Here is a 17969-nt window from a genome sequence, read left to right on the forward strand (position 1 = left end):
GCACCGCCATCGACGTCCGCGAGGTCGGTAAATCCGTCAATGGACCGGAGGGAACGCTCCACATCCTCGACAACGTCAGCTTGACGGTCGGTGAAGGCGACAGTATCGCCATCGTCGGCGCGTCCGGCTCGGGCAAGACCACCCTGCTCGGACTGCTTGCCGGCCTGGACCTGCCCAGCCGCGGCAGCATCGCGTTGTCCGGGCAGGATCTGGGCCAGCTGGACGAGGAAGCCCGCGCCGCCTTGCGCGCGCGCGAGGTGGGCTTCGTGTTCCAGAGCTTCCATCTGCTGCCGGCGCTCACCGCCGAAGAAAACATCGCGCTGCCGCTGGAACTGGCCGGACGCGAGGATGCGGCGCGGGTGCGCGAGGTGCTGGAAGCGGTCGGCCTGAGCGCGCGCGCGCGCCACTACCCGCGCCAGCTGTCCGGCGGCGAGCAGCAACGTGTGGCGCTGGCACGCGCGTTCGTGGCCAAACCGCGCATCCTGTTTGCGGACGAGCCCACCGGCAGCCTGGACCAGACCACCGGTGCGCAGATCAGCGACCTGCTGTTCGCGCTCAATGCCACCAGCGACACCACGCTGGTGCTGGTGACTCACGACACGACGCTGGCGCAGCGCTGCAATCACGTCTACCGCATCGACAGCGGCCGCCTGCACGCCCAGCCCGGTTCGGCCGCATGAACGTACTGCGTCAAGCCGCGCGCGCCGTGCGCCGCGAATTCCTGGCCGGCGACCTGCTGACCGTGTTCGCCGCGCTGGTGCTGGGCGTGGCGGTGATGACGGCGGTCGGCACGCTGGTCGATCGGGTGACCCTGGCGCTGACCTCCAGCGCGGCCGAAGTGCTCGGTGGCGATCTGGGCGTGACCGGCCGCCAGGAGATCCCGGCCGACTTCGCCGAAGAAGCGCAGCGGCGTGGCTTGCGGAGCACGCGCATGGTCAGCTTCCCCAGCGTCCTGTTTCATGGCGACGCCAGCCAGATGGCCAATATCCGCGGGGTCGGCGCGGGCTACCCATTGCGTGGGCAATTGCTGGTGTCCACGGACAGTGCCGGCATGCAGGGCAAGCCGGCGGGCGCACCACCGCCGGGCCAGGCCTATGCCGATCCCCGCCTGCTGGAGGCCCTGGGCCTGCGCGTGGGCGAACAGCTGGAATTCGGCGCCGGCCATCTCACCATCACCGGCGTGTTGCGTGCCGAACCGGATGCGTCCGGTGAGCTGATGCAGCTGTCGCCGCCGCTGCTGGTCAATCGCGCCGATATCGATGGTGCCGGCCTGCTCGGCCCGGGCAGCCGCGCCTCGTACCGGCTGATGTTCTCCGGCGCGCCCGATGCCATCGCCGACTTGCGTGCGTGGCTGAAACCGCGCGCCAGCGAATACCGCCTGGTCGGCATCGAGGACACCCAGCGCGGCATGCGTGCGGCGTTCGATCGCGCGGGCCGTTTCCTGGCCCTGTCGGCGTTGCTGGCGGTGCTGTTGTCAGGTGTGGCCACTGCCTTGGCAGCCAACCGCTTTGCGATGCGCCGGATCGACACGGTGGCGGTGTTGCGCTGCCTGGGCGCACGCCAGCGCGACATCCTGGCGATGCTGTCGCTGCAACTGCTGCTGACCGCGATTCCGGCCTGCCTGGTCGGGATCGGGCTGGGCATGCTGGCCCAGGAAGGCCTGGTGCAGGCGCTGGGTAGCCTGATCCCGAACCGGCTGCCGTTGCCGCAGGCCACCCCTGCGCTGGCCGGTGCAGGCATCGGCCTGGTGCTGTTGCTGGGCTTCGGCCTACCGCCGTTGCTGCGGCTGCGCAACGTGCCGCCGATGCGCGTGCTCAACCGCAGCTTTGCCGCGGTGCCGCCGAGTTCCTTGCTGGTCTACGCCGCGGCGTTGGCGGCCACGCTGGCGCTGACCTTGTACGCGACCGGCAACCTGGTGCTGGCCGGCTGGGTCCTGGGCGGCCTGGCCGCACTGGCGCTGGTGGCGATGGCGCTGGGACTGGGCCTGCTGGCCTTGCTGCGGCCGATCCAGCACCGCCTGCGCGGCGCCTGGAAGCTGGGCCTGGCCTCGCTCACGCGGCGACGCGGGCTGAGCGTGGTGCAGTTGGTCGGGCTGTCGCTGTCGTTGTGCGCGCTGCTGCTGCTGGCGGTGGTCGGCCCCGGCCTGCTCGGGCAGTGGCGCAACCGCCTGCCGGCGGACACGCCCAACTATTTCCTGATGAACATCCAGCCCGAGCAGACCGAGCCGGTGCTGCAGACGCTGCGCGGCCTGGGCGTGGAGGATGCGGCCGTGGAGCCGTTTTCGACCGGGCGCCTGGTGGCGATCAACGACAGGCCGCCACTACGCGGCGACCGCGATCCGGCCGACGATGGCGATGGCGACAACCGCCCGGTCAATTTCTCCTGGCGGCATGCATTTCCGCCGGCAAACACCCTGCTGGAAGGCAGATTCTGGGCGGCCGACAGTACTGCGCCGGAGGCCTCGGTGGAAGAAGGCTGGGCGCAACGGTACCAGCTCAAACTGGGCGACCGCATCACCCTGCTGCTGGGCGAGCAGCAGCGCAGCTTCACCGTCACCAGCATCCGCAAGGCCGACTGGGATTCGTTCCGGGTCAATTTCTTCCTGCTGCTCAATCAGGGCTCGGTCGGCGATGCACCGTACAACCTGATTTCCAGCTTCCATCTGCCGCCCGGCAACGCGCCCAGGCTGGCGTCGCTGAGCCGCGACTACCCCAACATTTCGGTGCTGGACATCGATGCGATCCTCGGCCGCGTGCGCGAGGTGATCGACCAGGTGGCGCAGGCGGTGCAACTGGTCATGGGTTTCAGCCTGCTGGCCGGCGTGCTGGTGCTGCTGGCGGCCTTGCAGGCCACCGCCGGCGAGCGTCGCTATGACAGTGCGGTGCTGCGCACGCTGGGCGCGCGTCGCGGGCAGTTGCGTGGCGCGGTGCTGGTGGAATTCGGCGCGCTCGGCCTGTTGGCGGCAACGCTGGCGGTGACCGCCGCCGCGGTGATCGGAGCGGTGGTCGGGCAAAAAGCCTTCGAGATCGCGTTGACGCCGGATTGGCCGCGCCTGCTGATCGGTGGCACGTTTGGCCTGGTGTTGAGTCTGCTGGCCGGCTGGTCGGGCACGCGACGCATCCTGTCCACGCCGCCGGCGTTGGCGCTGCGCACCGAGTAAGGCCCGATCCCGATCGGTTCAACCCGCGAACGGGCGGCGCGCAGGCGTCGCCCGTTCGCGTTCCGTCGCGCTGCCGCATATACCGGCAGCGCATAAGCACCTTGCCAATCGTACGTTCGCAGCCGCGACCGGACTGCCTACAGTGATATGTCCGGCTGCCGGCCAAGGCGGCCATTCGTTGCCGTCGAGGTGCCACCGTCATGGCCAGCGTCACTTCCGCTGCGCGTGCGCAACCGCCGCGCGATGCGATTTCCACAGAGCACCCTTCCGGTGTCCGGATCGTGCCGTTCGATGCCCCGCTGGGCGCCGAAGTGATCGGTCTGGATCTGTCGCAGCCTCTGGATGCGGATACCTTTGCGCGCATCCATCAGGCGCATCTGGACCACCACGTGCTCGTGTTCCGCGAGCAACGCATCACGCCGGCGCAGCAGGTCGCTTTCAGCCGTCGCTTCGGCCCGCTGCAGATCCATGTGCTGCGTAACTTCCAGCTGCGCGGACATCCGGAAGTGCTGGTGGTGTCCAACATCAAGGAGCACGGCGAGCCGATCGGTCTGGGCGATGCCGGGCACTACTGGCATTCGGACCTGTCGTACAAGGACACGCCCAGCCTGGGCTCGTTGCTGCATGCGCAGGAACTGCCCAGCGAGGGCGGCGACACCTTGTTCGCCAATCAGCACCTGGCCTGGCAGACCCTGCCCGACGCGCTCAAGCACACGGTACAGGATCTACGTGCCGAGCACAGCTATCTGGCCAAGTACGAAGAACTGCGTGCGCGCAATCCGTGGCGCCCGGCGCTGACGCCTGAACAGATCGCCGAAGTGAAACCCGTGCAGCATCCGATCGTGCGCACACACCCGGAAACCGGGCAGAAAGCGTTGTTCGTCAGCGAGCATTTCACCACCCGTATCGTCGGCTTGCCCGACTACGAAAGTGATGCACTGCTGCAGGCCCTGTTCGCACACAGCACCGGCAGTGCCCTGGTGTATCGGCACCGCTGGCAGCCGCACGACATGGTGTTCTGGGACAACCGCTCGGTCATACATCTGGCCGCCGGCACGCCCGATCACCTGCGCCGTCGGCTCAACCGCACCACCATCGAAGGCGATGCGCCGTTCTAGCCAAGGTGCTGCCTTGCGCGCGTCTGGCAGCACGTAGTGCGCTGGGAAACGCGCCCTCTTCCTCCCCCCCTCGACTGGAGCGCCGCATGCGTTTGACCGTTACCTCTCACGCACGTCCGCGCGGACGTTTTTCCCGACGTGTCGCGCTGCTGCTCCTGGCCGCATTGCCGTTGCTGCACAGCGCGCATGCGCAGGCCGAAGGAAAGCTGCGCGTCGCCAAGCAGTTCGGCATCGTCTATCTGTTGCTGGACGTGGCACAGGATCAGAAGCTGATCGAGCAGCAGGGCAAGGCGGCCGGCGTGGACATCGACGTGCAGTTTCTGCAGTTGTCCGGTGGTGCGGCAGTCAACGATGCCCTGCTGACCGGTTCGATCGATATCGCCGGCGCCGGTGTCGGGCCGTTGTTCACCATCTGGGACCGTACGCATGGCCGCCAGAATGTGCGCGGTGTGGCCTCGCTGGGCAACTTCCCGTACTACCTGATCAGCAACAATCCGCGCATCAAGAGCATCGGCGATTTCACTCCGCAGGACCGCATTGCGGTGCCGGCCACCGGCGTGTCGGTGCAGTCGCGTTTCCTGCAGCATGCTTCGCAACAACGCTGGGGCGACAAGGGCACCCATCAACTGGATCCACTGCAGGTCGCGTTACCGCACCCGGACGCGGCCGCCGCAATCATCCGTGGCCGCACCGAGATCACCGCGCATTTCGCCAGCCCGCCATTCCAGGAGCAGGAACTGGCGCGCAATCCGGCCGCACACATCGTGACCAGCTCCTACGAGATCGAAGGCGGCCCCTCGTCGGCCACCGTGCTGTATGCCACCGAGACATTCCGCCGCGACAATCCCAAGACCTATCGCGCCTTCGTCGCGGCGCTGGATCAGGCCGCACGCTTCGTCACCGCGCATCCGGAACAGGCGGCGGATATCTTTCTGCGTCGCAATGGCTCGAGCATCGATCGCGCACTGGTGTTGCAGATCCTCAAGGACCCGAAAGTGCAGTTCACCGTGGTACCGCAGAACACGCTGGGACTGGGCAAGTTCATGCAGCACAGCGGCGCGATCAAGCAGACCCCGAGCAAGCTGAGCGACTACTTCTTCGACGATCCGCTGATTGCCGGTGGGAGCTGAGCGATGAGTCCGTCCACACCATTGCTGCAGGTCGATCACGTCAGCCTGGAATATGCCTCCGCGCAACGCGTGGTGCGCGCCACCCACCGCGTGCGCTTCGATGTGCACGAAGCCGATCGCTTCGTGCTGCTGGGGCCGTCGGGTTGCGGCAAATCCACCCTGCTCAAGGCGGTGGCCGGCTTCGTCACCCCGCGCGAGGGGCAGATCCGTCTGGATGGCAACGCGGTCACCGGGCCGGGGCCGGACCGGGTGGTCGTCTTCCAGGAATTCGACCAGCTGGCGCCGTGGAAGACCGTGCGCGAGAACGTGGTGTTCGGCCTGCGCGCAGCCCGCAAGCTGTCGCGTGCCGAGGCGCGCGAACGTGCCGACGACAGCCTGGCCCAGGTCGGGCTGAGCGCGTTCGCCGGGGCTTACCCGCACACCTTGTCCGGCGGCATGAAACAACGCGTGGCGATTGCGCGTGCATTGGCGATGCGCCCACGCGTGTTGTTGATGGACGAACCGTTCGCCGCACTCGATGCATTGACGCGTTCGCGCATGCAGGAGCAGGTGCTGGAGTTGTGGGAGCAATTGCGCTTCACCTTGTTGTTCGTCACTCATTCGATCGAGGAGGCGCTGGTGGTCGGTAATCGCGTGCTGCTGTTGTCGCCGCATCCGGGCCAGGTGCGCGCCGAACTCAACGCGCATGCGTTCGGCCCGCACAGCGCCGGCAGCGTGGCGTTCCAGCAGACCGCGCAGCGGATTCATCGGCTGCTGTTCGACCTGCCCGACGACGCCCTGGATGACGCCAAGGTGGCGCCATTGCGTCGCCCGGCCGAGCGCCAGCGCGAGGCGCTGCCATGAGCCGCGCCAACGCCAACGCGCTGTCGCCACTGCCACCAGTGCGGGCCGAGTACGAAGTCGTCCTGCAGCCGCTCGATCCCGCGTTGATTGCAGCCGCCGTGCCGCTGCGCTGGCGAGCACCGCCATGGCTGCGCAAGGCGCTGGTGCTGGTGGTGCTGGTCGCGGTGTGGGAGATCGCCGCACGCGTGGTTGGCGACGATCTGATGCTACCCAGCGTACTGCAGACCGCACGCGCGTTCTCCGATGGGCTGCTGTCGGGCGAATTGCTGCGCCGCGTGGGCGCTTCGCTGCGTGTGCTGGCGCAGGGTTACGTGCTCGGCGTGGTGCTGGCCTTCGTACTGACCGCGCTGGCCGCCTCCACGCGCTGGGGCCGAGACGTGCTCGGCACGCTGACGGCCATGTTCAATCCGCTGCCGGCGATCGCGCTGCTGCCGCTGGCCTTGCTGTGGTTCGGCCTGGGCACCGGCAGCCTGGTGTTCGTGCTGGTGCATTCGGTGCTGTGGCCGCTGGCGCTGACCACCTATGCCGGCTTCCAGGCGGTGCCGGAGACCCTGCGCATGGCCGGGCGTAATTACGGGCTGCGTGGGCCGCGCTACGTGGCGCAACTGCTGATTCCCGCCGCGCTGCCGGCGATCCTGTCCGGGCTGAAGATCGGCTGGGCCTTCGCCTGGCGCACCTTGATCGCCGCCGAGCTGGTGTTCGGCGCCACCTCCGGCCAGGGCGGTCTGGGCTGGTACATCTTCCAGAACCGCAACGAGCTCTATACCGACCGCGTGTTCGCCGGCCTGGCGATGGTGATCGTGCTGGGCCTGCTGGTGGAGGGCGTGGTGTTCCAGGCCATCGAGCGGTTGACCGTGCGCCGCTGGGGCATGCAGCGCTAGCGGGGTGACCGCAGGCGCGGCGCACGGCCGGGCGTTCTGCCTGGCCGTACTGCAGGCGAGCCTTTCGCACCGGCCTCCAGCGGCATGAGCTGCGTGCCGGACTCATCGGCACGGTCGCGTGCGCTTAACGGGACTGGCTTATGCTGCCGGCCCCTAGCTGCCACTGCCGTCATGCCTACCGCTTCCTTCACTGCCTATCTGTATCCGGTGCTGCTGCTGCTCGCCAGCAACGTGTTCATGACCTTCGCCTGGTACGGGCATCTGAAGTACAAGAGCACGCCGCTGATGATTGCGATCCTGGTCAGCTGGGGCATCGCGTTCTTCGAATACTGCCTGCAGGTACCGGGCAACCGCCTGGGCAGCGCGGTGTACTCGGCGCCGCAGCTCAAGGGCATGCAGGAAGTGATCACACTGCTGGTGTTCGCCGGCTTCTCCACGTTTTACCTGGGCCAGTCGTTGAAGTGGAATCACTGGGCCGCGTTCGGCTTGATCCTGGTGGCGGCGTTCCTGATGTTCAAGGAGTAACGGCTTTTTGAACGACCAACCGCCGTCTCGCTCGTAGGAACGCACCAGGGCGCGACCTCGCAAGAGAGCGCACTGCGGCGCGATGGGCGTTCTCGGGAATGCCCGATCGCGCCCGGGTGCGCTCCTACGGCATCCGGATGACTAGTTCGCCGGTTCGACCCACTGCGCGAACACCGCGTCGATCTGCGCGTCCTTGACCCGTCTGCCGTTCTGCACCATCTCTGCCTGCTCGAACATCGGCATGATCATCGCCATGCCGTCCGGCTTGGTCTTCAGATGCAGGCCGGGTGGCGTATCGAGGAACCTGGCCCAGCGCGTGCGCACCTTGGCCCAGTAGCCTTGGGTGCCCTTCCAGTACGCATAGGCCGGGGCGAAGTCGACCTCGGTGGTCTTGCGGTAATCGTTGAAGCCGAACTCGCGCGCGATTGCTTCCTGGCTGCCGTCGGGCTTGCGCAGCACCTTGGTGTTGAACTGTTCGTGGGTCCAGCCGTTGGGCGTGAGCGTGTGGCGATTGATCACCGCGAGCGCGTTGTAGTCGCTGCGCTTGGTGTACTCGCGGCGCGGCAACGGGCGCCAGCTCAGGTCGCTGGTCCAGGTGGGATGGCCGTCGGCATAGTCCCAGCGACCGGTGCCGCAATAGCGTGGCGCGTCGCTGACCTCGTAGACGCACTGGGTCCAGGCGCCGGTGGTGACTGCCGGCGGCAGCGCGTGCACCGTCCAGGTCTGATCGGCGCTGAATTCGAAACGCTGCGGCGCCTCGTAGATCCAATCCTGCCGCCAATGCTTGGTCACATGCTTGCTTTTTTCGTCGACCAGCAGATGCTGCAGCACGAGCTTGCGCGGTGAATCCTCCACCACGATCACCACTTCGCTGGCGCCGCTGCGCATGGCCGATGCACGCTCGTAACCGGGCTTGAGCAACACCGTCTCGTCAAAGGCAAAGTCCACCGCGTATTCGCCCTGCATCGCCAGGATGCTCTGCCGATCGCGCTGAGCGTCGGCGGCGGCAATCAACGGCAACAGGCTCAGCGTCAGTGCGATGCAACGGGAAAACGTTCGGCTCATCGGAACTCTCGGGAGTGGTTGGAGACGTCAGCGGCGCAGGCGCACCAGCGACGTCGTCATATCGGACGGGGTGATGTTGCTGGACGTGATGGAGCTGGTACGCAAGGCGGCAGCGCGCGCGCAGCAGCAGTCGTCCACCGCCACGCGGCCGTCGATGCCCTCTTCGCGCGCCAGGCGTGCGGCGACCTCCGCACCCAGCGCCGACACGGTCGCCAGGCTGGCGACAAACGGCTGCTCGCGGGTGGCGGCGGCCTGCAGGCGCAGCGCGCTCAATCGCCACGCCTCCCCACGCATGCGCCCGGCCAGACGACGCCACAGCCGCTCGCCGACGCCCAGCTCATGGGTTTCCATCGGCAACGGCGGCAGCCGCGAGACCAGGCGATCCCAGATCAGGAAATCGCTGTCAGGCAGCAGGCAGATCCGCCAGCAGCACTGCCCCTCGGCATCGAAGAACCAGATGCTCTCGCGCACGCCATCGCTGTCGACCTGCCGGCACGCCGCCGCATCCACCGCATGCTGCCAGCCATCCAGTTCGTTGCCCAATGCGGGCCGATACAGGCACAGCACCGTGCCCAGCGCCGCCAACTGCTGCGGCCGCGGCAACGTAGCGCGGGTGGCACGTGCATGCGACAACGACGGCAGCGGGCGGGCGATGGGCATGGCAGCTACCAGCTCAGGGCGCTGGCCGGCCCGCGCACCACTTCGACGCGCTTGAGCGTTTCCAGATCGACGAAGTTGCGGTTGGCGTTGAGGTAGCTGCCGAAGCTGAAGGTGTCCGACACCGGCACGTTGTCGACCAGGGTCGCCATGCGGTTGCCGTCCAGCCCGCGGATGCGGATGCCGCTGGCGCCGGTGAAACGGCCGCTGGTGCTGGTCACCGACACGCCCGGCGTGTAGCGGAACAGATCCTTGAGCTCGCGCACCAGTTGGTTGTCCAGTTGTTCGCGATCAATCACATCCACCATGCTCGGCACATCGGCCAGGGCGCGCTGGGTACGCGTGGCGGTGACCTGCAGCCGGTCGAAGTCGTGGGCCTCACGCGCGGCATCACCACTGGCGGCGAGGTCGGCAGCGTGAGCACTCAACGGAAGAGCAGGCAGCGCCAGCGACAGCGCGACCACCAGCGGATGCAGGCGCATCATCGGGAACCTTTGGACGGAAGTTCCCGGCAGCGTGTGCTGCAGCCTAGGCCGCGACCGGCCGCCGGGAGAGAGCGTGGGGGTGCGCGGACGGCGGCGGCAACGCCCGCGACAAACGACCCGATCCCCTGCGCCAATGCGCGGAATCGGAGGGGAGGCCTTACTTGGTCAGGATGAGCTTGTCGTTGCTGGTGTGGCGCAGGCGATAGACGCGGTCGCCATGCTGGATCAGCACTTCGCGACGGCCTTTGAGCAGCGCCTCGCTGCTGATGAGGTCTTCTGCGGGGACGGCACGCGGGGCAGCGCGGTCGCGCAGGTTGACCGGTTCGGAGCGGAGCAGCACGGGATGAGCGGTCATGATCTGGATCTCCAGTCGGTTGGCCAGACAAATAATAACCATTCTCATTTAATGATCAAGAGCCATTCTCATCTTACCGACATGACCTTTGCATAGATTGGACGATTCCGATTCACCAGTCCTATTGAAAATATCCGACCACGTTTTTCGCCGGTGTTTTTTAGGTGCGGAGATCGTTGTCTTGCTGATGAGGACTGCATTGGGCAAGCGAGAGGACTGACTGAACGGCGGACCATTGCGATGAGAGATTTTGCCGGTGTGCAGGACCGGCCAGATGCGGCCTCTCGTTTGCGTTGAAGAGCCCGACGAACCAACGCCGCGCAGTCGACCGTCCGCACTCACGCCCACCGCACGGCTGTCCTCAGCGCGTCGCCGCCTCTACCCGTGCCCAACCGTCGGCTTCGACCTGGGTCAAGGTCTCCAGCGCGCCGAGATTTTCTTCCAGCTGCGCCACCCGACTGGCACCCAGGATCACCGTGGACACGTGCGAGTTGCGCAGGCACCAGGCGATGGCCAGGCGCGCGGGCGACTGGCCCAGCGCGGCGGCCAAGGCGCAGAACGCGCGGGCGCGTTCCAGGCGGCGCGCTTCCGGCGCGCCTAGCACTTCGTCCTGCAACCATTGATTGCCCGGCTGGCCGAGGCGGCTGTCGGCGTCCACCCCGGCGTTGTACTTACCGGTCAGCAGGCCCGAGGCCAGCGGCGACCAGATCGTGGTGCCCAGCCCGCTCTCGCACAGCGGCGCGTATTCGCGCTCCAGCCGGTCGCGGTGCAGCAGGTTGTACTGCGGTTGCTCCATCGCCGGAGCGTGCAGGTGCTCCTGCTCGGCGATGCGGATGGCCTCGCGCAACTGCTCGGCGCTCCACTCGGAGGTGCCCCAGTACAGCACCTTGCCCTGGCGGATCAGGGCATCCATGCTGCGCACGGTTTCGCGGATCGGCGTGTCCGGGTCGGGCCGGTGACAGAAGTACAGGTCCAGATAGTCCACGCGCAGGCGCTTGAGCGCGGCATGGCAGGCGTCGGTGACATGCTTGCGCGAGAGTCCGCGCTGGGTCGGCCGCGGGCTGTCCACCGCGCCGAAGAACACCTTGCTCGACACGCAATAACCATCGCGCGGCAGGCGCAGATCGGCGATCACATCGCCCATCACCTCTTCGGCGCGGCCGCGTGCGTAGACCTCGGCATTGTCGAAGAAATTGATGCCGTTGTCCCAGGCGGCGGCAATCAGGTTGCGCGCTTCGCTGCGCCCGATCTGCTTGCCGAAAGTGACCCAGGCCCCGAACGACAAGGCCGACAGCTGCAGCCCGGTGGCCCCCAGACGACGGTATTGCATTGGCAGACTCCAACAACCTCCGCGGCGCCCTGCCCCGGATCGGCGTGCGCAGTGTAGGACGTGGTGCTGCCAGGGCGACAGGGTGAGGCGCCTTGGCACCGCACAGATCGGTCTCGCATGCACGTCTGCTGGTGTGGCGCATTGCGTTCAACGATGACGTGGCAATGCAGGAGTTGCTTGCCGATCAGCAGTAGCAATCTTAGGAGCGTGTTGTCGCGTCCGGGGACGGGACCGTGTGGCGGCATGGATGCCGCCACCGAGCCTCCACGGACGGATTCACGGCGTGTCCCGCCACTGGATGCGGCGCCGCGCTGCCGACCGACTCCGCACACCGATCCATCTGTGCACCACATCTATAGTTCCACGCGAATGCTCCGGTCTTCTGCGGGCGCTTGCACGCGTACCGGTGTGGGACACGCCGCAAGTACGTCCGTGTAGGCTCTGGCGCGGCATCCATGCCGCTCAAGGTCCCACGCCGGCACCCGCGCAAGCACCACCGGTTGTTGTCGGTTGCGGAAAGAAATGCCGAGGTCCTGCTGGGCGACAGGTCCTTCGTAGCGTCCATCCTGGCGCCGTGAGAGCAGATAGATGGCTTGCCGATTACATCGGAAAGGAAGTCCACAGGAATCAACACGTGCTTGAAAGCATTGCTTGCCGATCAGCTGTAGCACTTTGGGAGCGTGGTGCTGCGTCCGGGGGCGGGACCGTGTGGCGGCATGGATGCCGCCACCGAGCCTCCACGGACGGATTCACGGCGTGTCCCGACACCGGATGCGGCGCCGCGCTGCCGACCAATTCCGCATACCGATCATCTATGCACGACATCTATCTTTTCAATGCGAACGCTTCGGTCTGCCGAGGGCGCTTGCACGCGTACCGGTGTGGGACACGCCGCAAGTACGTCCCTGTAGGCTCTGGCGCAGCATCCATGCCGAAGGTCCCACGCCGGCACGCGCGCAAGCACCACCGGTTGTTGTCGGTTGCGGAAAGAAATGCGGAGGGCCTGGTGATCTGCAGGTCTTTCGGAGCGTTACCGTCGCTGGCGACATGACAGCAGATGGATGCCTTACCGATTTGCATTGGCCACAGACTGCATAGGCATCCGCACGTGCTTTGAAAGCATTGCTTGCCGATCAGCGCTAGCAGTATCGGGAGCGTGGTGTCGCGTCCGGGGGCGGGACCGTGTGGCGGCATGGAGGCCGCCACCGAGCCTCCACGGACGGATTCACGGCGTGTCCCGACACCGGATGCGGCGCCGCGCCGCCGACCGACCACGCGAAGCAGGTCAGTCAGTTCTGGCCGAGTGCCCCGTCTGCCCAGGGCGCTTACGCACGTACCGCGACGGGACACGCCGCACGTCCGGCGCTACGTCCATGCAGGCTCTGGCGCAGCATCCATGCCGAAGGTCCCACGCCGGCACGCGCGCAAGCACCACCGGTTGTTGTCGACGGCTGAAGGGAAAAGCGGCATCCGGTCGGGTGATCGTGCTTCGGGGCGCGGTCTGTGGGGGCGACGCACGGGCAGCGAATCGACGCCCCCGCCCCATCACCTTGCGCAAGCGTGGCTCGTCTGCCCCCGCGCAGGGAACTGCCCGCGCCCGACCTGGCTCGCCTGCGGGCCAACGGGCGGGCCCTGAATGCTGCTCGCCTTGCCCACGGTCACCCCCTGCTCTAGGCTTCTCGTTTTGCCGTCAGCAGCCCCGGGGATTGGAATGGTCGAAGGTTTGGGAAGGATAGGTTTCGGCCTGTTCGGTCTGGCGGTGCTCATCGGCATCACCTGGCTGTTTTCGAGCAACCGCCGCGCGATCGACTGGAAGCTGGTCACCACCGGTCTGGCGCTGCAGATTTCGTTCGCCACACTGGTGCTGCTGGTGCCGGGCGGACGCGATGTGTTCGATTCGCTGGGCAAGGGCTTCGTCAAGGTGCTGAGCTTCGTCAATGAGGGGTCGACCTTCATTTTCGGCAACCTGATGAACATCGACAGCTACGGCTTCATCTTCGCGTTTCAGGTGCTGCCCACCATCATCTTCTTCTCGGCGCTGATGGGCGTGCTCTACCATCTGGGCGTGATGCAGGTCGTTGTACGTGCGATGGCGTGGGCGATCACCAAGGTGATGCGCGTCTCCGGTGCGGAAACCACCAGCGTATGCGCCAGCGTGTTCATCGGCCAGACCGAGGCGCCGCTGACGGTGCGCCCGTACATCCCCAAGATGACCCAGTCCGAGCTGCTGACGATGATGATCGGCGGCATGGCGCATATCGCCGGCGGCGTGCTTGCCGCCTACGTCGGCATGCTCGGCGGCAGCGATCCCGCGCAGCAGGCGTTCTACGCCAAGCATCTGCTCGCCGCCAGCATCATGGCCGCACCCGCCACGCTGGTGGTCGCCAAACTGCTGGTGCCGGAAACCGGCACCCCGCTGACCCGCGGCACGGTCAAGATGGAAGTGGAAAAGACCACCAGCAACATCATCGATGCGGCAGCGGCCGGCGCCGGCGATGGCCTGCGGTTGGCGCTCAACATCGGCGCGATGCTACTGGCCTTCATTGCGCTGATTGCCCTGATCAATGCACCACTGACCTGGCTGGGCGAAATCACCGGCGCCGCCGCGCTGCTGGGCCGCCCGACCAACCTGTCGACGATCTTCGGCTACGTGCTGGCGCCGATTGCCTGGGTGATCGGCACCCCGTGGGTGGACGCGACCACTGTCGGTTCGCTGATCGGGCAGAAGGTGGTGATCAACGAGTTTGTCGCCTACAGCGAGCTGTCGCGTATCGTGAAGGGCGAAGTGCCGGGCGTGGGCCTGAGCGCGGAAGGTCGGCTGATTGCCACGTATGCGCTGTGCGGCTTTGCCAATTTCAGCTCGATTGCGATCCAGATCGGTGGCATCGGCGGGCTGGCACCGGAACGCCGTCACGATCTGGCCAAATTCGGCCTGCGCGCAGTGCTGGGCGGTTCGATCGCCACGTTCATGACCGCTACCATTGCCGGTGTGCTCTCGCATTTCGGTTGAGGCGGCGCGGGTTCATCGGTATGACGGTCTAATCGCCGCACGCCACGTTTCATTCAGTCATTCAAGTCAAGGGTATTTATGAGTTCGGTCGTCGTTGTCGGGTCCTTCAATGTCGATCACGTGTGGCGCTGTGATGTCCTGCCTGCGCCGGGCGCCACCATTGCCGGTCGCTACAGCACCGGCCCGGGTGGAAAGGGCTTCAACCAGGCGGTCGCGGCCGCACGTGCCGGTGCCAGGACGCACTTTCTGTGCGCATTGGGCGACGACGCCGGCGGCGCGTTGGCGCGCTCGCTGGCTGCGCATGACGGGTTCGCGCTGATCGCCGAGCCCAGCAATGAGCCGACCGGCACCGGCGGTATCTATGTCGACGCGCACGGCCGCAATACCATCGTGATCGGGGCCGGTGCCAACTCGGTACTGAGTGCAGCGTTCGTGGACAACCAGCGCGCGCTGGTGGCCTCGTCCGGCGTGCTGCTGGCGCAGTTGGAATCGCCGGCGGAAACCATCGAGTCGGCGCTGGCGCTGGCACGCGAATGCGGCGTACTGACCGTACTCAACGCCGCTCCGGCCAATGCGCCGACCTCGATCGGCCTGCTCAAGCTGTCGGATGTGCTGACGCCCAACGAAACCGAATTTGCCGCCCTGCTCGGCCGCCACGTCGGTGAACGCATCAATGCAGACGATGTGGCGGCGCTGGACGGCAACACGCTGCATTCGTTGTGCCGCAAGTTGCTACCGGGCGGTACGGTGGTGGTGACGCTGGGATCGGTGGGCGCCTTCATCTCGCACGCGGAAGAACAGCTGCGCGGCGACACGGCTGCGCATTACCGTGTGGGCGCGGAGAGCGCGCAGACGGTGGACACCACCGGCGCCGGCGATGCCTTCAATGGCGCGCTGGTGGCCTCGCTGGCGCAGGCGCCCACTGCCAGCTTCATCACCCACGTGCGCTTTGCCACCCGCTACGCCGCGCGCTCCACCGAAGTGGAAGGCGCTGCCACCTCGATGCCGCGCATGGTGCCCGAACCGGCCGTGTGATCCGCGCGCGCTTCAAACAGACCACGAAGGCGACCGCAGCGATGCGGTCGCCTTCTGCGTTCGGGCATCGGCATACCCATGAGACTGCGTCGCTCCGCAAACGACATGTCGAGGCCTGCGCGTCGACGGACGCTACGAACCCGGCTGCGCCTGAGCTCCGATCTTCTTCATCGGACAGTCGTGAAGGTAACGGGAAGCAAGCGTGATGCGAGGTTGGGCGCCCGTACCCTCATCCGGCGCTGATGCGCCACCTTCTCCCGACGGGAGAAGGAATAGAAGCCCCTCTCCCGCCGGCAGAGGGGTTGGGGTGAGGGTACGGTCAGCCAGCAATCTCGCCGCTGCCCTCGCTCTACTGGTCACCTGACCCACACAGCAACCGCACAAGACCGAAGGCCGGAACTGCTCTCCCGATTCCCGATTCCCGATTCCCGATTCCCGATTCCCTACCCAGCTACAATGCCGCCATGCAGATCGGCCCCTACTCCATCGACCCGAAGGTGATCCTCGCCCCGATGGCCGGCGTCACCGACAAGCCGTTCCGGCTGTTGTGCAAGCGGCTGGGCGCCGGGCTGGCGGTGTCGGAGATGACCATCTCCGATCCGCGCTTCTGGGGCACGAGCAAATCGCTGCACCGCATGGATCATGCCGGCGAGCCGGATCCGGTCAGCGTGCAGATCGCCGGCACCGAACCGCAGCAATTGGCCGAGGCGGCGCGCTACAACGTCGACCACGGTGCGCAGCTGATCGACATCAACATGGGTTGCCCGGCCAAGAAGGTCTGCAATGCCTGGGCCGGCTCGGCGCTGATGCGCGACGAGGGCCTGGTGGCACGCATCCTCAGCGCGGTGGTGCAGGCGGTGGATGTGCCGGTGACCCTGAAGATCCGCACCGGGTGGGACTGCGATCACCGCAACGGCCCGACCATCGCGCGCATCGCGCAGGACTGCGGGATCGCCGCGCTGGCCGTGCACGGGCGCACCCGCGATCAGCATTACAGCGGCACCGCCGAGTACGCCACGATTGCGCAGATCAAGGCGGCGCTGCAGATTCCGGTGATCGCCAATGGCGATATCGACTCGCCGCAGAAGGCGGCGCAGGTGCTGCGCGAGACCGGCGTGGATGCGGTGATGATCGGGCGTGCCGCGCAGGGGCGCCCGTGGATCTTCGGCGAGGTGGCGCACTATCTGTCCAGCGGCGAGCTGTTGCCGCCGCCGACGCTGGCGTTCGTGCGCGACACCTTGCTCGGCCATCTGGAAGCGCTGCACGCCTTCTATGGCCAGCCGCAGGGCGTGCGCATCGCGCGCAAGCATCTGGGCTGGTACGCCAAGGACCACCCGCAGAGCGCCGACTTCCGTGCGGTGGTCAATCGCGCCGAAACGCCGGAAGCGCAGCTGGAACTGACCCGCGCGTATTTCGATGCCTTGATCGCCGGCGTGCCGCCAGCGCTGGCGGCGGCTGCCTGAGTTTTCCTGCTTTGCTGGAGCTGCAGCGATGAACGCACCAAACGACACCCCGACCTATCTGCATGGGTTTTCGTCCACCGAACAGGCACGCCTGCTCAAGCAGGCGCGCCTGCTGGAAGCCACGCTGTTCAACCAGATCGACTACAGCGGCACACGCCGGCTGCTGGAAGTGGGCAGCGGCGTGGGTGCGCAGACCGAAATCCTGCTGCGCCGTTTTCCCGACCTGCATGTCACCGGCGTGGATCTGAGCGAGGCGCAGTTGGGCGCGGCACGCGCCAATCTGGAACGGCTGGCATGGTGCCGCGAGCGCTACACGCTGCAGCAGGCCGATGCGAGCGATCTGCCGTTCGAAGCGCGTCAGTTCGATGCGGCATTCCTGTGCTGGGTGCTCGAGCATGTGCCCTCGCCTGCGCGCGTGCTCAACGAGGTGCGGCGTGTGCTGCTGCCGGGCTCGCCGGTGTATGTCACCGAGGTGATGAACGCCTCGTTCCTGCTGCATCCGTATTCGCCCAACCTGTGGCGCTACTGGATGGCCTTCAACGATTTCCAGCACGACCAGGGCGGCGACCCGTTCGTCGGCGCCAAGCTGGGCAACCTGCTGCTGGCCGGCGGCTTTCGCGATGTGCACACCGAGATCAAGACGCTGCATCTGGACAACCGCGAGCCGGGCCGGCGCAAGACCATGATCGGGTTCTGGGAAGAAGTGCTGCTGTCGGCGGCCGACCAGTTGCTTAAGGCCGGCGCGGTGAACGCAGACACCGTGGATGGCATGCGCCGCGAACTGGCGCAGGTGCATAGCGACCCGAATGCGGTGTTCTTCTACTCGTTCGTGCAGGCGCGCGCGACGGTGTATTGAGCGGGCGTGCTGCTCGGCGTGCTGCTCGACGTGTTGCACGCGCGTTGACGAGCGGC

15 protein-coding genes and 1 pseudogene are annotated in these 17969 nt (G+C 66.6%); 11 read left to right on the forward strand and 5 right to left on the reverse strand.

Features of this window, described 5'->3' with window-relative positions:
* The first annotated feature begins 62 nt into the window (after positions 1 to 62).
* From XarjCFBP7645_RS17395 to XarjCFBP7645_RS17425, 7 genes are all read left to right on the forward strand, one after another.
* Complete coding sequence (locus XarjCFBP7645_RS17395; RefSeq protein ID WP_258079592.1) at positions 63 to 680, forward strand: ABC transporter ATP-binding protein; 618 nt, start codon at positions 63 to 65, stop codon at positions 678 to 680.
* Positions 677 to 3160, forward strand: coding sequence for an ABC transporter permease (locus tag XarjCFBP7645_RS17400; RefSeq protein WP_104538483.1), 2484 nt, complete (start codon positions 677 to 679; stop codon positions 3158 to 3160). The genes XarjCFBP7645_RS17395 and XarjCFBP7645_RS17400 overlap by 4 nt, the downstream gene beginning before the upstream one ends.
* A 200-nt stretch (positions 3161 to 3360) precedes the next feature.
* Positions 3361 to 4278: a TauD/TfdA dioxygenase family protein gene (locus XarjCFBP7645_RS17405; protein ID WP_104538484.1), complete on the forward strand. Its 918-nt coding sequence runs from the start codon at positions 3361 to 3363 to the stop codon at positions 4276 to 4278.
* Positions 4279 to 4364: 86 nt separating this feature from the next.
* Positions 4365 to 5408 (forward strand): ABC transporter substrate-binding protein, encoded by a 1044-nt coding sequence (locus tag XarjCFBP7645_RS17410; protein ID WP_104538485.1) that lies wholly within the window; start codon positions 4365 to 4367, stop codon positions 5406 to 5408.
* A gap of 3 nt (positions 5409 to 5411) precedes the next feature.
* Positions 5412 to 6251 (forward strand): ABC transporter ATP-binding protein, encoded by an 840-nt coding sequence (locus tag XarjCFBP7645_RS17415; RefSeq protein ID WP_104538486.1) that lies wholly within the window; start codon positions 5412 to 5414, stop codon positions 6249 to 6251.
* The gene (locus XarjCFBP7645_RS17420) at positions 6248 to 7132 is read left to right on the forward strand and encodes an ABC transporter permease (RefSeq protein ID WP_104538487.1); all 885 of its coding nucleotides are present in this window, start codon (positions 6248 to 6250) and stop codon (positions 7130 to 7132) included. The genes XarjCFBP7645_RS17415 and XarjCFBP7645_RS17420 overlap by 4 nt, the downstream gene beginning before the upstream one ends.
* A 171-nt stretch (positions 7133 to 7303) precedes the next feature.
* A complete protein-coding gene (locus XarjCFBP7645_RS17425; protein ID WP_039408585.1) occupies positions 7304 to 7657 on the forward strand; it encodes a DMT family protein in 354 nt (117 codons plus the stop codon).
* A gap of 141 nt (positions 7658 to 7798) precedes the next feature.
* Here the strand turns inward: XarjCFBP7645_RS17425 and XarjCFBP7645_RS17430 are convergent, their stop codons facing one another.
* The 5 genes and pseudogenes from XarjCFBP7645_RS17430 to XarjCFBP7645_RS17450 form a co-directional block, all read right to left on the reverse strand.
* Complete coding sequence (locus XarjCFBP7645_RS17430; protein WP_104538488.1) at positions 7799 to 8722, reverse strand: DUF6607 family protein; 924 nt, start codon at positions 8720 to 8722, stop codon at positions 7799 to 7801.
* 27 nt (positions 8723 to 8749) lie between these two features.
* A complete protein-coding gene (locus XarjCFBP7645_RS17435; protein WP_104538489.1) occupies positions 8750 to 9382 on the reverse strand; it encodes a Hemin transport protein in 633 nt (210 codons plus the stop codon).
* Positions 9383 to 9396: 14 nt separating this feature from the next.
* Positions 9397 to 9864, reverse strand: a pseudogene (locus tag XarjCFBP7645_RS17440) (TonB-dependent receptor plug domain-containing protein); the annotation flags it as partial.
* A gap of 157 nt (positions 9865 to 10021) precedes the next feature.
* The gene (gene hemP / locus XarjCFBP7645_RS17445; RefSeq protein WP_024938306.1) at positions 10022 to 10261 is read right to left on the reverse strand and encodes a hemin uptake protein HemP; all 240 of its coding nucleotides are present in this window, start codon (positions 10259 to 10261) and stop codon (positions 10022 to 10024) included.
* 319 nt (positions 10262 to 10580) lie between these two features.
* Positions 10581 to 11549 (reverse strand): aldo/keto reductase, encoded by a 969-nt coding sequence (locus XarjCFBP7645_RS17450; RefSeq protein ID WP_104538490.1) that lies wholly within the window; start codon positions 11547 to 11549, stop codon positions 10581 to 10583.
* A 1711-nt stretch (positions 11550 to 13260) separates the two neighbouring features.
* Between XarjCFBP7645_RS17450 and XarjCFBP7645_RS17465 the strand changes: the two genes are divergently transcribed.
* The 4 genes from XarjCFBP7645_RS17465 (at position 13261) to XarjCFBP7645_RS17480 (ending at position 17913) form a co-directional block, all read left to right on the forward strand.
* Positions 13261 to 14559, forward strand: coding sequence for a NupC/NupG family nucleoside CNT transporter (locus tag XarjCFBP7645_RS17465; protein WP_104538493.1), 1299 nt, complete (start codon positions 13261 to 13263; stop codon positions 14557 to 14559).
* 78 nt (positions 14560 to 14637) lie between these two features.
* Positions 14638 to 15594, forward strand: coding sequence for a ribokinase (locus tag XarjCFBP7645_RS17470; protein ID WP_016903834.1), 957 nt, complete (start codon positions 14638 to 14640; stop codon positions 15592 to 15594).
* A gap of 464 nt (positions 15595 to 16058) precedes the next feature.
* Positions 16059 to 17057, forward strand: a complete 999-nt coding sequence (gene dusB / locus XarjCFBP7645_RS17475) for a tRNA dihydrouridine synthase DusB (protein WP_104538494.1) — start codon at positions 16059 to 16061, stop codon at positions 17055 to 17057.
* 28 nt (positions 17058 to 17085) lie between these two features.
* Positions 17086 to 17913: a class I SAM-dependent methyltransferase gene (locus tag XarjCFBP7645_RS17480; protein WP_104538495.1), complete on the forward strand. Its 828-nt coding sequence runs from the start codon at positions 17086 to 17088 to the stop codon at positions 17911 to 17913.
* Positions 17914 to 17969: the final 56 nt, after the last annotated feature.

This window comes from Xanthomonas arboricola (assembly GCF_002940665.1).
Lineage (GTDB): Bacteria > Pseudomonadota > Gammaproteobacteria > Xanthomonadales > Xanthomonadaceae > Xanthomonas > Xanthomonas arboricola_B.

Excerpts from the sequence above, each read along its gene's own strand:
- XarjCFBP7645_RS17400 (WP_104538483.1), top strand. The coding sequence starts at position 677 with ATGAACGTACTGCGTCAAGCCGCGCGCGCCGTGCGCCGCGAATTCCTG.
- XarjCFBP7645_RS17405 (WP_104538484.1), top strand. The coding sequence starts at position 3,361 with ATGGCCAGCGTCACTTCCGCTGCGCGTGCGCAACCGCCGCGCGATGCG.
- XarjCFBP7645_RS17410 (WP_104538485.1), top strand. The coding sequence starts at position 4,365 with ATGCGTTTGACCGTTACCTCTCACGCACGTCCGCGCGGACGTTTTTCC.
- XarjCFBP7645_RS17415 (WP_104538486.1), top strand. The coding sequence starts at position 5,412 with ATGAGTCCGTCCACACCATTGCTGCAGGTCGATCACGTCAGCCTGGAA.
- XarjCFBP7645_RS17420 (WP_104538487.1), top strand. The coding sequence starts at position 6,248 with ATGAGCCGCGCCAACGCCAACGCGCTGTCGCCACTGCCACCAGTGCGG.
- XarjCFBP7645_RS17425 (WP_039408585.1), top strand. The coding sequence starts at position 7,304 with ATGCCTACCGCTTCCTTCACTGCCTATCTGTATCCGGTGCTGCTGCTG.
- XarjCFBP7645_RS17430 (WP_104538488.1), bottom strand. The coding sequence starts at position 8,722 with ATGAGCCGAACGTTTTCCCGTTGCATCGCACTGACGCTGAGCCTGTTG.
- XarjCFBP7645_RS17435 (WP_104538489.1), bottom strand. The coding sequence starts at position 9,382 with ATGCCCATCGCCCGCCCGCTGCCGTCGTTGTCGCATGCACGTGCCACC.
- hemP (WP_024938306.1), bottom strand. The coding sequence starts at position 10,261 with ATGGTTATTATTTGTCTGGCCAACCGACTGGAGATCCAGATCATGACC.
- XarjCFBP7645_RS17450 (WP_104538490.1), bottom strand. The coding sequence starts at position 11,549 with ATGCAATACCGTCGTCTGGGGGCCACCGGGCTGCAGCTGTCGGCCTTG.
- XarjCFBP7645_RS17465 (WP_104538493.1), top strand. The coding sequence starts at position 13,261 with ATGGTCGAAGGTTTGGGAAGGATAGGTTTCGGCCTGTTCGGTCTGGCG.
- XarjCFBP7645_RS17470 (WP_016903834.1), top strand. The coding sequence starts at position 14,638 with ATGAGTTCGGTCGTCGTTGTCGGGTCCTTCAATGTCGATCACGTGTGG.
- dusB (WP_104538494.1), top strand. The coding sequence starts at position 16,059 with ATGCAGATCGGCCCCTACTCCATCGACCCGAAGGTGATCCTCGCCCCG.
- XarjCFBP7645_RS17480 (WP_104538495.1), top strand. The coding sequence starts at position 17,086 with ATGAACGCACCAAACGACACCCCGACCTATCTGCATGGGTTTTCGTCC.